The following is a 14,777-nucleotide window of genomic DNA, read 5'->3' as shown; positions in this document are numbered from 1 at the left end:
ATAAAAATGATTAAAGTAGCAATTTTAGGAAAACCTAACGTAGGGAAAAGTTCGCTTTTTAACAGAATACTGCGTGAAAGAGACGCAATTGTAAGTGAAAGAGCCGGAACGACCAGAGATATTAAAAAAAGAGAGGTAAGTCTTGATGACGATCTGGAAGAAATAGTGCTTTTAGATACGGGCGGACTCGAAGAGAGGGACGAACTTTTTAACAAAGTTAAAGAAAAAGCCCTTGAAGTGGCAAAAGAAGCCGATATAGTGCTTTATATGGTGGACGGAAAAACAATTCCGGACGAAGAGGAAATAAAATATTTCAGAAACCTTCAAAAGCTGGGTAAACATATCATTTTGGTTGTGAATAAAATTGACAACGATAAAATGATGGAAAAAGTGTATGATTTTTACGAGCTCGGAGCCGATGAGATATATCCTATTTCCGTTGCGCACAACAGAGGAGTCGGCAAACTTATAGAAAGAATAAAAGCGTTTGTTCCAAAAAAACCCAAAACGTTTGAAGTAAGCGAATTTGAACAGGAAATACCTCTTGAAGATCTTCTTTTTGAGGAAAATGAAGAAAACGAAAACCTGGAAGAATTAAAAGAGATAAAAGTTGCGATTGTTGGACGTGTAAATGTCGGTAAAAGTTCTCTTTTAAACGCTCTTGTAGGAGAAGAGAGGGCGATTGTCAGCGATGTTGACGGCACTACTATAGATCCTATCGACGAGAGTATTTATCATGACGGATGGAATATTACGTTTGTGGATACGGCGGGGATCAGAAGAAGAAGCAAAATAAAAGATATTGAAAAATACGCACTCTTAAGAACGGAAAAAGTTCTTGAAAACGCGGATATAGCAATACTTGTAGTCGACGCGAACGAAGGTGTCGTAGAACTTGACGAAAAAATCGGAGGGCTTATAGACAAGCATAAAAACGGTGTAATTATAGTAGCAAACAAATGGGATGAAAACTCTGAAGAGTTTCATAAATTCAGAGACGAGATTTATTACAGATTTAAGTATCTTTATTTTGCTCCGTTTTTGGTTGTTAGCGCAAAAACCGGAAGAAATATTGACAAACTCAAAGATGAAATAATAAAAGTTTATAAAAATTATTCAAAAAGAATACCTACTTCGATTCTTAACAAATGGATAGAAGAAGCGACTCAGAGACACAGAATACCGACGGATATCGGAGGTAAGGAAGTTAAAATATTTTTTGCTACGCAGTTTAAAACAAAGCCGCCTACCATTGCTCTGGTAATGAACAGAACAAAACTGCATTTTTCTTATAAAAGATATTTGGTAAACTTCCTAAGACAAAAAGAGGATTTTACAGGTACTCCTATTATTTTTGTGCCTAGAAAAAAAGGAGAAAAAGAATGAAAAAACTCAGTATTGCATTAATTTTAGCCGGAGCTGTCAGTATAGTAAGCGCAGATTTGTTAAGCATAAGCGCCGGTGTCGGGTATGAACAGCAGGATATAAGCGGATATGTTAAGCTAAACGGAGTAACCAACTATTTTAATAACAAATCAGCCGAAACAGACGGCAATGTAAATACAGGTAATTTCGGACTTCAGGATGAAAAAAATCCTTATTTCTGGATTAAAGTTATTCATCCGATACCTATTGTCCCGAATGTTAAATTTCAATATACGAAATACGATTCAACCGGTCACAGTGATTATATAGCCGGAAACGTTGAAATATTCGGTGACGTAACTATTCCTACGGCTGTTACGAACGCTTCGACTTCCCAGACAATCGATTCATATGATTTAACGCTTTTTTATGAATTCAAACCTGTAGTGGCGGATATTGAAGCGGGATTAGGAGTTGATTACTGGAAAGGGCATACCAAAATATACGGTACTGCGGGCGGAGTAACCAAAAACTGGGTCGATGACGACTGGAGTGTCGCTCTTCCGTATTTATACGGACATATAGAGACGATGAAAGTATTCGGATTTTCAGGCATAGCTACGGTAAAATGGGCAAAAGCCGGTGACAATCACCATTACGATTATATAGGAGCCGTAAAATACACGTTTGACGCGCCGGGTCCTGTAAATCCTTTTGTAAAAATAGGATACAGATATAAAGAGGCATACGGTGTTGACGGAGACAACGAAACACTTTTAAAATATAAAGGTGCATTTTTAGAAATAGGAGCGAAGTTTTGAGAGTAGTAAGCGGAATGAGACCTACGGGTAAATTACATCTTGGTCATTATATAGGTGTTATAAAAAACTGGCTGGAGCTGCAGGAAAAATACGATACGTTCTTTTTTGTCGCCGACTGGCATGCGCTTTCGACAAAATACGACGAAGGGCTTGATTTAAAGGAATTAAGCATAGATTTGGTAAAAGAGTGGATAGCGTGCGGTATTGATCCTGAAAAATCGACAATATTTATACAAAGCGATATAAAAGAGCACGCGGAACTTTATCTTGTTCTGAATATGATTACTCCGGTAAGCTGGCTGGAGAGAAATCCTACATATAAAGACGCTATGGCGCAGGTTGAATATAAAGACAAAAACAATGCCGGTTTTCTTACGTATCCCGTATTACAGACGGCTGATATCATACTTTACGATGCAAACCTGGTACCTATCGGAGAAGACCAAAAGCCGCATCTTGAAATAGCAAGGGAAATTGTAAGAAGATTTCATTATCTGTTTAAAAACGAAAACGTATTTGTAGAACCAAAAGAGCTGTTAACGGAAATGCCGAGACTTCCGGGGCTTGACGGCAGAAAAATGTCAAAAAGCTTCAATAACGCCATTTATCTTGAAGAAACAACGGAAGATATCTGGGGTAAGGTGCGTCAGGCTAAGACCGATCCGGCCAGAATTAAAAAAACAGACCCTGGACATCCGGAAGTGTGTATAGTCTTTGAATACCATAAAGCGTTTTCAAGCGAAGAAGAGGTAAAAGAGATAGAAAGCGCATGTAAAGCCGGAAGTATTGGCTGTGTGGAATGTAAAAAAAGATGTGCGGCCAATATAGAAAAAATAGTGGCTCCTATCAGGGAGAAAAAAGCCTCTTTAAAAGACGATGATATTTTGGATATAATAAAAACAGGAGAAAGAAAAGCAAAAGATATTGCTTCTAAAAAAATGGAAAAAGTAAATCAAATAATATTTTAAAGGAGAAAAATGAAAACTAAAAAATTTGTATGTGCCGAAAGATTACAGAGATTTTTAATGGCGTTTATGATGCTTTTGATTTTAGTACTGCTTGCAAAAGGCGTAACGACTTTGGCGTTAGCGCTTTTGGCGTTTGTTTCAATTATGCTTTTTATTTACGGTGCGTTTGATTTTTGCCCTAGCACATGGTTGCTTACAAAACTGTTCGGCAGTTGTTACTGTGAATGCAAAGAGGAGGAATAATGGGAACGATCAGTTATAAAGACGCCGGTGTTGATATTGATGCCGGCAACTCTTTAGTAGAAAAGATAAAACCTTTCGTAAAAGATACGTTTAATTCAAACGTAGTAGGGGGAATAGGAAGTTTTGCGGGCGCATTCAGAATGCCTCAGGGGTATAAGAAGCCCGTTTTATTAAGTGCCACTGACGGAGTGGGAACCAAACTGAAACTTGCAATCGATGCTAAAAAATATGATACCGTAGGGATTGATCTGGTCGCCATGTGTGTGAATGACCTTATATGTAATTTCGGTGAGCCTCTGTTTTTCCTGGATTATTATGCTACCGGAAAGCTTGACGTTGAAGCCGCTGCTGAGACCGTAAAAGGTATAGCCGAAGGCTGTAAACAGGCCGAATGTGCTTTAATCGGCGGAGAAACTGCAGAAATGCCTGGAATGTACAGTGAAGACGATTTCGATCTGGCCGGGTTTGCAGTGGGTGTGGCTGAAGAAGACGAACTTAATCCAAGGGTTAAAGAAGGCGATGTTTTACTGGCATTGCCTAGCAGCGGCATTCATTCAAACGGATATTCGCTTGTTAGAAAACTGTTCTTTGATAAACTGGGTATGAAATTCGACGATGAAATCGAAGGTAAAAAACTGATTGATATTTTACTTACTCCTACAAGAATTTACGTGAAAGAATTTAAAAAATTTAAAGATAAAATAAACGCTCTTGCACATATTACAGGCGGAGGAATTGTTGAAAACCTTCCGAGAGTATTGCCGGACGATTTGGAAGCGGTAGTTTATAAAGATAAAATAAAAACACTGCCTATATTCGATTTTATGGCAAAATACGTGGATGAAGCGGAAATGTATAGAACGTTTAATATGGGTGTAGGACTTGTTCTTGCGGTAGATGAAGAGAATGTGGAATATATCACTTCTAATTCCGATGCTTATGTAATAGGACATATCGAAAAAGGACAAAAAGGAGTAAAACTAAAATGAGCCCCTCCCGTTTGCTCTCTAAATTAGTCGTAAAAATTGCAACTACAAAATTTCCGAAATTTATACAGTGTTTTATCAATAAAACCTATGTAAAAGTCTTTAAAATCAATATGGAAGATTTCGAACCCGAAAACCCTTGCGAATATGAAACGTTAAACGATCTTTTCATCAGACACAAGAAATTTATTGAATTTTATGAAGACGAAGATATAGTGGTGAGTCCTTCGGATTCTCTGGTTATAGCGCATGATGAAATCGAGGACGGATATGTTTATCAGATAAAAGGCAAAAAGTATCATATAAGCGAGCTTATACCTTATGAAACAAAATTAAACGGCGGACATTTTGTTAATCTGTACCTTTCGCCTAAAGATTATCACCGTTTCCACGTTCCTATTGACATGGAAATTGTAAAAGCCACATACATTCCGGGAGAATTGATGCCGGTTAAACCCGCCCAGCTTGAAAAAGAGCTTGTTTTCCCAAAAAATAAAAGGGTTGTTTTACGATGTAAAGACAAAAAAGACAGATATTTCTATTTCGTGGCCGTTGGAGCCATGATTGTAGGTAAAATACATTTTAATTTCGATGAAAGACTACAAAAAGACTATAACGAAATAACAACTTTTGAATATAATAAACCTGTAAAACTAAAAAAAGGCGACGAGCTCGGAAGATTTGAGTTCGGTAGTTCCATTTTACTGTTTTTCGGGCCTGATCATTTTAAATATTTAAATCAGCAGGATGATGTGGAAGTAGGAGATATTCTCGGAGAAATATATTAAAAATGGAGAGTTAAGAAGTGAAAATTAAATTTTTATGGGTTTTATTAATACCTATCGCCCTTTTTGCCGTTGATCAGCAAAAACTTCTTGACTGTTATGAAATATTCGATCAAAAAAGGGCGGAGCTTGAGGCGCAGGCCGAAAGACTTCTGGAAAAGCAGGAAGCCTTTGAAGCCCTTAAAAACACATATATGGCTCTTGTAAAGAAAAAAGAGCAAAAACTAAAACAGCAGCAGGAAGAGTTAAACGCAACACTTAAAAAAATAGAAGATGAAAAAAAACAGATTGAGGAGCTAATTAAAAAAAATCAGCAGATTCTAGCAGACATTAAAAAAGCCAAACTTGACAAAATTACTCAAAGTTACGCGAAAATGCGTCCGAATAACGCGGCGCAGATTCTTTCAAACATGAAACCTAAAGACGCCCTTGAAATACTCCAGCGTCTTCAGCCGAAAGTTATGGCTAAAATCCTTGCTAAAATGGATCCTTATACGGCTGCTAAACTTACACAGATGATGCAACAAGGCGATAATAATGAAACAGGCACAAATACTACTAACCGTTAACGGCGCGAAACATTTAATCGCAAAGGCTTTAACTAAATATATTGATTTTTCAAAGCGCGTATATATAGCATACGGAACAACCAACAACTATCTTCTTTATCATTTAGGGATAAAAACTTCAAAACTTTATGCTGCGGGCTGTAACGTAAAGGGCAAATTCAACGTAACAGCCGACAGAGACAAAGCCGTAATTGTTCAAAACGGAAATCTAAAGGATATAAGTGAGTTTGATATATCTTCAAAAGATGTTTTTATAAAAGGCGCAAACGCCCTTTGGTATGAAAACGGGAAAAAACACGCCGCTGTTGCGGCAGCCGATCCAAACGGCGGCACTTACGGTAATTTTTATATAAAGGCTGCCTGCAGGGGGGCGAAAATTATTATACCGGTGGGACATGAAAAACTTATACCCTGTTTTGTAGAGACGTCACAAAACGTAGATGTTTCCACAGGCAGTAAAATAGCAATGCTTAGGTTTTTTACCGGAGAGGTTTTTACGGAAATAGAAGCTTTTAAAACACTTTTTGATTTAGACGCTCAGATTATTCTTTCCGGTGGAATTGAAGACTCAAAAGGTGGTGTAGGGTTTTTGGTAAGAGGCGAGAAAATAAATGAAGCAGTAGACTTTGCAAACAGATATAACGAAACCGGAATAAACGCACAAAGCGAATATATTTTTTGAAGGGCGTTTTGTAAAATTAATCAAACGTATTAGACCTATTATATCTTATTATTTGATATAATTTTAAAAAAAGGTTTAGTATGCTTATAAAAGAAGCCCAAGTGCCTTTTCTTGCTAGAAAAATCAGTATAGATTTATTAAACAGCGGTTATGTTACTTTTCCGAATAATATAGAAAACGCTACAAAAGAGATAGAAGAAATTATTGCAGACGATGTTGCGTGGGAAAGGGAAATAGAAGATAAAGCAAGAGAAATTTTAGCGAATCAGGAAGAAGAGAACGAGTTTCTTTTTTATGATGTGGACAGAAGAGAAGTATTCAAACTTATCAAAAGCAAAATAGCCGAAGAAGAAGGCTTTAATCTTAAAAGAGATGAAAGAATAGACGATTTGGCTCATTTCTTGGTAAAAGAGCTTTGGGATAAAGAGTTAATAGATTATGATGTAAGAGACGGAAAAATCAAAAATGTAATTTATAAATCGGTTATGGAGTTTTTACACAGGGAAGTTGAAGCAAGAGATGCGGTTTACAAAAAAATAGAAAATTATAAAAGACCGCTTGTTCCGGGAAGTGAAGAGTTTGAACTGGTTTTTCAAAGACTGTATGAGCAGGAGCTGAGAAAAAGAGGATTAATTTAAAGGATAATGATGAAAATAAGTATTCTTTTGGCTAACGGAATGTTTTTTGAAGCGAAAGGCTTCGGCGCTGAAGGCACAAGTGTCGGTGAGATAGTGTTTAATACTTCAATGACGGGATATCAGGAAATTATTACAGATCCTAGTTACGCAGGGCAGTTTGTTGTATTTACCATGCCTGAAATAGGAAACGTCGGAGTAAACGAAGACGATATGGAAAGTAAAGGCGCATGGTTAAAAGGCGTAATTGTCAGAGAATATGTGGATACTTATTCTAATTTCAGAGGCGAAAAAAGTCTTGGAGAATTTTTACAACAACAGGGAATTTTGGGTATTTGCGAAATTGATACAAGATTTTTAACAAAAACATTAAGAAAAGAAGGTGCTATGATGATGATAGCATCGAGTGAAATTCACGATAAAGAAGAGCTTAAAAAAATACTTGATTCAACGCCAAGCATTCAGGAAATAGATTATATTAAAGAAGTTACAACCAAAGAAGAATATATACATCCAAACGGCGCATGGAACGATATAGAATTCAAATATAATCCTAAAAACACCGATAAGAGAATTGTCGTATATGATTTCGGGGTAAAAAGAAACATATTAAACGAACTGACTGAAGCCGGAATGGAATGTGTGGTAGTACCTGCCGATACACCTGTAGAAAAAGTAATTGAAAAATATCAAAACGGAGAAATTCAGGGTGTCTTTTTAAGCAACGGACCGGGGGATCCTCTTATTTTAAAAGATGTGCATGAAAAAATCAAAAAACTGCTTGAGGCAAAAGTTCCTATGTTTGGAATCTGTCTTGGGCATCAGCTTTTAAGCATAGCGCACGGTTATCCTACATTTAAGCTTAAATTCGGTCACCACGGCGGAAACCATCCGGTTAAAAACTTTATAGGAAAATATCCGGAAGTTGAAATTACGGCACAAAACCATAACTACAACGTACCTGAAAAGATTGAAGAGATTGCGGAAGTAACGCATAAAAACCTTTTTGACAACACAATTGAAGGCGTAAAATACAAAAACGAAAAAGTTTTTTCGGTTCAGCATCATCCGGAAGCAAGTCCAGGGCCGAGAGACGCTAAATATATCTTTAAACAGTTTTATGAAATGATTTAAAATGAAGTTTGAAATTCTGAACAAAATAATGTTTGGGATTTTTGAACTTTTTATTCTTTTTGTTGCAATTTTTGCACTCGTCACCACTTTTATGAGCAATCCTCTTGTTTCTACCGTAATATTTTTCTTTTTAATCTATTTTGCTTATTATCTGGCTATAAAATATTTTATGGAAGAATGAATTATCCGTTTTGGATAATTCCCTGATTGATCAGATACAGCAGTAAAATACCGAATATTATTCTGTAAATTCCGAATGCGTTGAGTGTGTATTTTTGTACAAATTTCAAAAACAGTTTTACCGCAACATATGCGCTTAAGAAACTTATTACGAATCCTACGGCTAAAACAGTGAAATTCTGATCGGAAAAAGAGTGTATATTTTTAAGAAGCTCATATCCGCTTGCTGCGAACATTGTCGGAATTGCCAGTAAAAAGCTGAAATCCGCAGCTGTTTTTCTGCTGAGTCCGCTGAGCATCCCTCCGACTATTGTGGCTCCGCTTCTGCTTGTACCCGGAATTAGTGCAAACACCTGAAATATCCCCACTATTAACGCCTGTCTGAAACTTACTTTTTCAACATCGTTAACTTTTACTTTTTCTTCACTGTAAAGTTTTTCTACGATAAAAAAAGCGATACCTCCGATTATAAACATCCATGCTACCGTAGTTATGGTAAAGAGTTCTTTAATCTGATGCCTTAACAGAAAACCTATGACAGCCAGCGGCATAAACGCCAGAAAAACTTTTTTCCAAAGTTTTATTTCTTTGAAATTGATTTTTTCAAGATATATCCATACTATAGCCAGTGTAGCGCCAAGCTGTATAATGACTTCGAAAGCCACGTTTTGCATTGTCTGTTTTAGTCCTAACAGGGTAGATACGATAATCAGGTGAGCGGTTGAGGATATCGGTAAAAATTCAGTCACACCTTCTACTACTCCGAGAATAATGCTGTCTATTACTGTCATAAACGCCCTTTATTTAATTTGTAAAACGAATTATAATATGTAAAAGAAGCAAAGGCAAAAAATGTATGATATATTGATAATAGGAGGCGGAGCTACAGGCAGCGGTATAGCGCTTGATTCCGCACTGAGGGGATTTAAAACAATTTTATTTGAACAGAACGATTTTGCCGAAGGCACCAGCTCGAGAAGCACCAAACTGGCTCACGGAGGTGTCAGATATCTTGAGGCTGCGGTAAAACATTTGGATAAAAAGCAGTTTTCACTGGTTTTGGAAGGGTTAAGGGAAAGATACAGAATACTCAATAATGCTCCGCATTTGTCAAACAGGCTTTCTTTGATTACCCCGGTTTATAAGTGGCTTCAGGTGCCTTACATTTATTCGGGGCTTGTTCTTTATGATCTGCTTAGTGGAAAATTCAGAGTCGGAAGAAGCTCTCTTATTTTAAATAAACCAGAAAATCTTCCTGTTAAAAAATATAAAGCTGCCGTAAAATATTACGACGGACAGTTTTTGGATGCGAGGATGGTAATTGCGATATTAAAAACGGCAGCGGAAAACGGCGCTGAAATATATAACCATCATAAAGTAACCGGGTTTATTTTCGATAAGGGTAAAATCGCCGGTGTGGAAGTTTTGGACAGGGAAAGCGGTGAAATTAAAAAAATATATTCAAAAACGGTAATAAACGCCACGGGTCCTTTCAGTGACGAAATAAGAAAAATGGCGGATAAAAACGTTAAAAATATAATTGTCCCGAGCAGAGGGGTGCATATTGTCCTTGATAAAAAGTTTCTGCCTGTAAATGAAGGTCTGCTTATTCCTAAAACCGAAGACGGAAGGGTTTTGTTTATACTGCCTTTTATGGATAAATGTCTTGTTGGGACTACAGACGTTGAAGCGGAGATTGAAGAGCATCCGAAAGTGAGTGAAGAAGAAATTGATTATATTTTGAAACACATTAACCGGTATTTTACCTTAAACGTTACAAAAGACGATATCTTGGCTTCTTTTGCAGGTATAAGACCGCTTGTAAGTTTGGATAAAAAAACGAATACCGCCAATATAGTAAGGGAGCATATTATTGAAAAGCTTGAATGCGGCCTTGTAACCATAGCGGGAGGCAAATGGACTACATACAGGCAGATGGCTCAAGACGCCGTGGATTTTGTAATTAAGAATTTCGGATTTAAAGATATAAAATGCCGTACATACGATTATAAACTTATCGGTTCACGCAATCTAAAAGAAGCGTATGAAAAATACAAAAACGGAAAATATGAAAGGCTGCTGAAACTTTACGGGGATGAAACTGAACAAGTATTAAAAATGGGAGAGGATGTTTTGGTTGAGGATATATTAAAAGGGGAAGTTTTGTTTTCCATTAGGATGGAATATGCCAAAAAACCGCTGGACTTTATCGTCAGACGGAGTATGGTAGGAATTGTGGACAGGGTAAAAGCCAAAAGAATTTTAGAACCTGTATGTAAAATATTTAAAAAAGAACTTGGCTGGTCTGATGAAAAATATCAAAATGAGCTCATATCAGCACAAAAAATTCTGGATACGGATATATAAGGAAAAAAGATGTTTGCACCGTTTAAAAAAGAGCATATTTGCATAGCCCACAGAGGATACAGGGCATATTTCCCGGAAAACACGCTTTTTGCGTTTCAGGCTGCTCTTGGCAGGTTTGATATGTTTGAGTTTGACGTTCAGTATACCAAAGACATGGTGCCGGTAATTTTTCACGACGAGGATCTGTTGAGATGTACAAATGTAAAGGAGATGTTTGACAAATATACGGTAAGAGAACTGACCTTTGATGAAATAAAACGTCTTGACAATGTATCCTGGTTTATAAAACAAAACCCTTTTAATACGGATTTGGATTACGGTTATTTAAATACCATTCCTAAACACTCTATTCCTACGCTTGATGAGGTGCTGGAATTTATAAAACAAAACAGATTTCCGGCAAATCTGGAAATAAAAAACTCCGATCTTGATGCCGGTTTTATTGTCGGGGATGTTTTAAGCAGGGTTGAAAAACACGGGGTTAAAGATTATGTGATAATTTCTTCTTTTAACCATGATTATGTCAGAAAAATAGAAGGTTTTTATAAAGCCGCTCTTTTTGACGGTTATAAAGAAGGGCTTTTGGATTATCTGAAAGATTTAAAAGTCGATTCTTATCATGTGGATGTAGAACATTTAAAAACAGAGGATATACAGGTACTGCTAAAGAGCGGAATATTTACGAACGTATATACGGTGGATGACGAAAAACTTAAACTTAAACTGTTTGATCAAGGGGTTAAGGGAATATTTTGCGATTACTGATTATTTCTCTTCAAGAAGTTTGTTGAATACTTTAAGCGTCATTTTAACGTCTTCCAAAGCATCGTGGTAGTTTACGTTCTGTTTTCCGAAGAAAAACGCCACACACTCTTCAAGACGGGGCATTTTTTTCTTTTCAAGCACTACGACATCGGCTGAATAATACATTGTGTCGAATATCGGAGTATCAATGATATTCGGAAAATGTTCTGCTCTTTCGAGTTCTCTTTTAAGTACGCCGAAATCGTATAATACATTGTGACCCACTACCATATCCAGGTTATCGAATATTTTTAAAAATTCCTCTTTTTTTTCTTTAAAAGTCGGTTTGTTTACCAGGTCTTCCTGTTTGATTTTGTGAACTTCATACGCCTCTTCGCTTATTTTTGCCTCAGGGTTTAAAAAGTCGTATATCTCCTCTGTGCTTAAATCTTCCATATTTTGGATAACAAAAGCATATGATACGATATATCCCGCAATATCTGTCGTTTCGGTATCGAATACTCCTACTTTTTTGATTCTGTAGTCTTTAGGTGTGTTTTCTAAATCGGTTAAGTAAAATTTTAAAAATTCTTTTGTGGAAAATACTTTTTGTCTTTTAATGGGTTTGAATCTTTTAAGTTTGCCTTCTTCTTCCAAAACTACGGATACGAGATAATCGTTATAGTTTCTGAATATTATGTTTTCTTTGATGTCTTCTTTTAAACATTTAAGCAGGTAGGATTTGTCGTTTTTAAGTTTTTCTTTTGCATAATCTCTTACGGATTTATTAAAAACGGTGGCAAGTCTTAACGTTTCAATTTTTTGAGGTAAACTCAAATTAAGCCTTTTTTATGGAATTATACATTATTTTTATGTTTTGCAGTTTTCCATTTTTCATTATTAAGATATAATTACATATAAAAAAGGTACCGTATGCCAAAAAGAGAAGATATTAAGACCATACTGCTTATAGGTTCCGGTCCGATCGTAATAGGACAGGCTTGCGAATTCGACTATTCAGGCGTCCAGGCCGCAAAAACACTTAAATCATTAGGATATAGAGTTGTTCTTGTAAACTCAAATCCGGCTACAATTATGACAGATCCGGAATTTGCCGACGCTACGTATATCGAGCCGATTACCGCAGATGTGGTGGCAAAAATTATCGAAAAAGAAAATGTTGATGCGATTCTTCCTACAATGGGAGGGCAGACCGCACTTAACGTTGCAATGGAAATGTATGAAAAAGGAATGCTTGAAGGCATTGAATTTTTAGGAGCGAACCCGGAAGCGATTAAAAAGGGTGAAGACAGGGAAGAATTTAAGCAGGCCGTTGAAAGAATAGGGCTTGATTTGGCAAAAAGTGAAACCGCCCATACCCTTGATGAAGCTGTTGAAATTGCAAAAAATATCGGATTTCCTTTAATTGTAAGAGCTGCATATACACTTGGCGGACTAGGAAGCGGTGTAGCTTACAACATGGAAGAGTTTGAAGCTCTTGCCAAAACGGGAATAGAAGCCAGCCCGATTAGCGAAATAGAAATTCTTGAATCAATGCTCGGCTGGAAAGAATACGAAATGGAAGTTATCAGGGACAGAAATGATAACTGTATTATTGTGTGCTCTATAGAAAACGTTGATCCTATGGGTGTGCATACGGGTGACAGTATTACGGTTGCACCGGCACTTACGCTTACTGACAAAGAATATCAGAAAATGAGAGACGCCTCTTTTGCCATTCTTAGAGAAATAGGCGTTGATACGGGTGGAAGTAATGTTCAGTTTGCGGTAAACCCTCAAAACGGAAGAATGATTGTAATTGAAATGAATCCGAGGGTTTCAAGAAGTTCGGCTCTCGCTTCTAAAGCTACTGGATACCCTATTGCAAAAATAGCGACTCTTTTAGCTGTGGGATACACACTTGACGAAATTGAAAACGATATTACCGGCACAGCGGCGAGTTTCGAGCCCGTAATAGATTATGTTGTTACTAAGATTCCTAGATTTACGTTTGAAAAATTCCCTCAGGCTGACGCTACTCTTACCACTTCAATGAAAAGCGTCGGTGAAGTTATGGCGATAGGAAGAACGTTTAAAGAATCAGTTCAAAAAGCTCTTTATTCACTTGAGACGGGACTTGACGGATTTGAAAAAATAGAATGCGATGAAGAGACTCTTGTTAAAAACATAAGAATTCCTAATGAAAACAGATTATTGTATGTTGCGGAAGCATTCAGAAGAGGTAAAAACGTTGAGGAAATTTTTGATATTTGCAAAATTGACCCGTGGTTTTTAAATCAGATTAAAGAAATTATTGAACTTGAAAAAGAGATAATTCCGGAGATTTTAGAAAACGAAGATCTTTTAAGAAAAGCCAAAACATACGGATTCAGCGATAGAATGATTGCAAAACTTATAGGCAAAACCGAAGAGGACGTATATCAGGCAAGAAAAAAATTAGGTGTTGAAATCGACTATAACGAAGTTGACACCTGTGCGGCCGAGTTTGATACGACTACAAGCTACCTTTATTCAAGTGTAAACGTTACCAAAAACGTGCCTTTAAGAGGAAGCGACCTTGAAAATGATAAAAAAGTTCTTATTTTAGGCGGCGGACCGAACAGAATCGGGCAGGGGATTGAATTTGACTATTGCTGTGTACACGCGGCTTTTGCACTTGAAGATTTAGGCGTTAAAACAATCATGTATAACTGTAACCCGGAAACGGTTTCAACTGATTACGATACAAGCGATGTTCTTTATTTTGAACCTATTACTTTTGAAAGAGTAAGAAACGTAGTTGAGCTTGAAAGACCGGACGGTGTTATCGTTCAGTTCGGGGGGCAGACTCCTCTTAAACTTGCAAAAGGTCTTACAAGAATCAATGCTAATATTATAGGGACATCCGCTGAGGTAATCGATACTGCGGAAGACAGGGAAAAATTCTCAGCGTTTATTGAAGAGCTTGGTCTTAATCAGCCTGCAAATGGTACTGCTTTTACAAAAGAAGAAGCATATAAAATCGCGGAAAATATCGGCTACCCGGTACTTGTCAGACCAAGTTACGTACTTGGCGGAAGAGCTATGAGAATCGTTTACAACGAAGACGAACTAAAAGCGTATATGGATGAAGCGGTAAGCGTTTCAAATGAAAGCCCGGTACTTATAGACAAATTCCTCGATAGAGCTATCGAACTTGACGTAGACGCTATCAGTGATACCAAAGAAGTGTATATCGGCGGTATTATGCAGCATATCGAAGAAGCCGGAATCCACTCAGGGGACAGTGCATGTTCGC

Annotated in this window: 16 protein-coding genes (1 of these 16 only partly in view); 14 read left to right on the top strand and 2 right to left on the bottom strand. The window is 37.1% G+C overall.

The features are described 5' to 3' along the window. Nucleotides 1-6: 6 nt before the first annotated feature. The 11 genes from der to ACZ5EP_RS06975 all read left to right on the top strand — a co-directional run bounded on the left by der (nt 7) and on the right by ACZ5EP_RS06975 (nt 8,369). Nucleotides 7-1,386, top strand: a complete 1,380-nt coding sequence (gene der / locus ACZ5EP_RS07025) for a ribosome biogenesis GTPase Der (RefSeq protein ID WP_464508520.1) — start codon at nt 7-9, stop codon at nt 1,384-1,386. Further along, nucleotides 1,383-2,186, top strand: coding sequence for a TIGR04219 family outer membrane beta-barrel protein (locus ACZ5EP_RS07020; protein ID WP_464508519.1), 804 nt, complete (start codon nt 1,383-1,385; stop codon nt 2,184-2,186). The genes der and ACZ5EP_RS07020 overlap by 4 nt, the downstream gene beginning before the upstream one ends. Continuing rightward, entirely contained in the window at nt 2,183-3,154 is a 972-nt protein-coding gene (gene trpS / locus ACZ5EP_RS07015) for a tryptophan--tRNA ligase (RefSeq protein ID WP_464508518.1), read from the top strand. Before ACZ5EP_RS07020 ends, trpS begins: the two co-directional genes overlap by 4 nt. A gap of 9 nt (nt 3,155-3,163) precedes the next feature. Further along, the gene (locus ACZ5EP_RS07010; RefSeq protein WP_127679259.1) at nt 3,164-3,397 is read left to right on the top strand and encodes a YgaP-like transmembrane domain; all 234 of its coding nucleotides are present in this window, start codon (nt 3,164-3,166) and stop codon (nt 3,395-3,397) included. Then, entirely contained in the window at nt 3,397-4,386 is a 990-nt protein-coding gene (purM, locus tag ACZ5EP_RS07005; protein WP_464508517.1) for a phosphoribosylformylglycinamidine cyclo-ligase, read from the top strand. Before ACZ5EP_RS07010 ends, purM begins: the two co-directional genes overlap by 1 nt. 11 nt (nt 4,387-4,397) lie before the next feature. Further along, on the top strand, nt 4,398-5,171 hold the full coding sequence (locus ACZ5EP_RS07000; RefSeq protein ID WP_464508516.1) for a phosphatidylserine decarboxylase: 774 nt from the start codon (nt 4,398-4,400) through the stop codon (nt 5,169-5,171). Between the two features lie 17 nt (nt 5,172-5,188). Further along, nucleotides 5,189-5,737, top strand: a complete 549-nt coding sequence (locus ACZ5EP_RS06995) for a MotE family protein (RefSeq protein WP_127679262.1) — start codon at nt 5,189-5,191, stop codon at nt 5,735-5,737. Continuing rightward, nucleotides 5,706-6,419, top strand: a complete 714-nt coding sequence (locus tag ACZ5EP_RS06990; protein WP_464508515.1) for a hypothetical protein — start codon at nt 5,706-5,708, stop codon at nt 6,417-6,419. Before ACZ5EP_RS06995 ends, ACZ5EP_RS06990 begins: the two co-directional genes overlap by 32 nt. A gap of 80 nt (nt 6,420-6,499) precedes the next feature. Further along, nucleotides 6,500-7,057, top strand: coding sequence for a DUF507 family protein (locus tag ACZ5EP_RS06985; RefSeq protein WP_464508514.1), 558 nt, complete (start codon nt 6,500-6,502; stop codon nt 7,055-7,057). Between the two features lie 6 nt (nt 7,058-7,063). Then, nucleotides 7,064-8,188 (top strand): glutamine-hydrolyzing carbamoyl-phosphate synthase small subunit, encoded by a 1,125-nt coding sequence (gene carA, locus ACZ5EP_RS06980; protein ID WP_464508513.1) that lies wholly within the window; start codon nt 7,064-7,066, stop codon nt 8,186-8,188. Nucleotide 8,189: 1 nt separating this feature from the next. After that, on the top strand, nt 8,190-8,369 hold the full coding sequence (locus ACZ5EP_RS06975; protein ID WP_127679266.1) for a hypothetical protein: 180 nt from the start codon (nt 8,190-8,192) through the stop codon (nt 8,367-8,369). Nucleotide 8,370: 1 nt separating this feature from the next. On the opposite strand, the gene ACZ5EP_RS06970 is transcribed toward ACZ5EP_RS06975, so the two are convergent. Then, entirely contained in the window at nt 8,371-9,159 is a 789-nt protein-coding gene (locus tag ACZ5EP_RS06970) for an undecaprenyl-diphosphate phosphatase (protein ID WP_464508512.1), read from the bottom strand. Between the two features lie 61 nt (nt 9,160-9,220). Between ACZ5EP_RS06970 and ACZ5EP_RS06965 the strand changes: the two genes are divergently transcribed. Further along, nucleotides 9,221-10,735: a glycerol-3-phosphate dehydrogenase/oxidase gene (locus tag ACZ5EP_RS06965; RefSeq protein ID WP_464508511.1), complete on the top strand. Its 1,515-nt coding sequence runs from the start codon at nt 9,221-9,223 to the stop codon at nt 10,733-10,735. Nucleotides 10,736-10,744: 9 nt separating this feature from the next. Further along, nucleotides 10,745-11,500 carry a glycerophosphodiester phosphodiesterase gene (locus ACZ5EP_RS06960; protein ID WP_464508510.1) on the top strand — a complete coding sequence of 252 codons (756 nt, stop codon included), beginning with the start codon at nt 10,745-10,747 and terminating at the stop codon, nt 11,498-11,500. Here the strand turns inward: ACZ5EP_RS06960 and ACZ5EP_RS06955 are convergent, their stop codons facing one another. Further along, a complete protein-coding gene (locus ACZ5EP_RS06955; protein WP_464508509.1) occupies nt 11,501-12,316 on the bottom strand; it encodes a 3'-5' exonuclease in 816 nt (271 codons plus the stop codon). It lies immediately after the preceding gene. 96 nt (nt 12,317-12,412) lie between these two features. Between ACZ5EP_RS06955 and carB the strand changes: the two genes are divergently transcribed. After that, nucleotides 12,413-14,777, top strand: partial view of a carbamoyl-phosphate synthase large subunit gene (carB, locus tag ACZ5EP_RS06950; protein ID WP_464508508.1) — the 5' portion only. 908 nt of this gene lie beyond the right edge of the window; the window shows 2,365 of its 3,273 coding nt (coding positions 1-2,365); the start codon lies at nt 12,413-12,415; its stop codon lies off the right edge, out of view.

The sequence above is a fragment of the Nautilia abyssi genome, assembly GCF_055388085.1.
The sequence above is the reverse complement of the archived record's forward strand: the minus strand, read 5'-3'. Positions and strand labels throughout refer to the sequence as shown.

What these genes read in the sequence shown, in the direction of transcription:
- der (WP_464508520.1), top strand. Translation starts at nt 7, where the DNA reads ATGATTAAAGTAGCAATTTTAGGAAAACCTAACGTAGGGAAAAGTTCG.
- ACZ5EP_RS07010 (WP_127679259.1), top strand. Translation starts at nt 3,164, where the DNA reads ATGAAAACTAAAAAATTTGTATGTGCCGAAAGATTACAGAGATTTTTA.
- ACZ5EP_RS06990 (WP_464508515.1), top strand. Translation starts at nt 5,706, where the DNA reads ATGAAACAGGCACAAATACTACTAACCGTTAACGGCGCGAAACATTTA.
- ACZ5EP_RS06970 (WP_464508512.1), bottom strand. Translation starts at nt 9,159, where the DNA reads ATGACAGTAATAGACAGCATTATTCTCGGAGTAGTAGAAGGTGTGACT.
- ACZ5EP_RS06965 (WP_464508511.1), top strand. Translation starts at nt 9,221, where the DNA reads ATGTATGATATATTGATAATAGGAGGCGGAGCTACAGGCAGCGGTATA.
- ACZ5EP_RS06960 (WP_464508510.1), top strand. Translation starts at nt 10,745, where the DNA reads ATGTTTGCACCGTTTAAAAAAGAGCATATTTGCATAGCCCACAGAGGA.
- purM (WP_464508517.1), top strand. Translation starts at nt 3,397, where the DNA reads ATGGGAACGATCAGTTATAAAGACGCCGGTGTTGATATTGATGCCGGC.
- carA (WP_464508513.1), top strand. Translation starts at nt 7,064, where the DNA reads ATGATGAAAATAAGTATTCTTTTGGCTAACGGAATGTTTTTTGAAGCG.
- ACZ5EP_RS07020 (WP_464508519.1), top strand. Translation starts at nt 1,383, where the DNA reads ATGAAAAAACTCAGTATTGCATTAATTTTAGCCGGAGCTGTCAGTATA.
- ACZ5EP_RS06975 (WP_127679266.1), top strand. Translation starts at nt 8,190, where the DNA reads ATGAAGTTTGAAATTCTGAACAAAATAATGTTTGGGATTTTTGAACTT.
- ACZ5EP_RS06985 (WP_464508514.1), top strand. Translation starts at nt 6,500, where the DNA reads ATGCTTATAAAAGAAGCCCAAGTGCCTTTTCTTGCTAGAAAAATCAGT.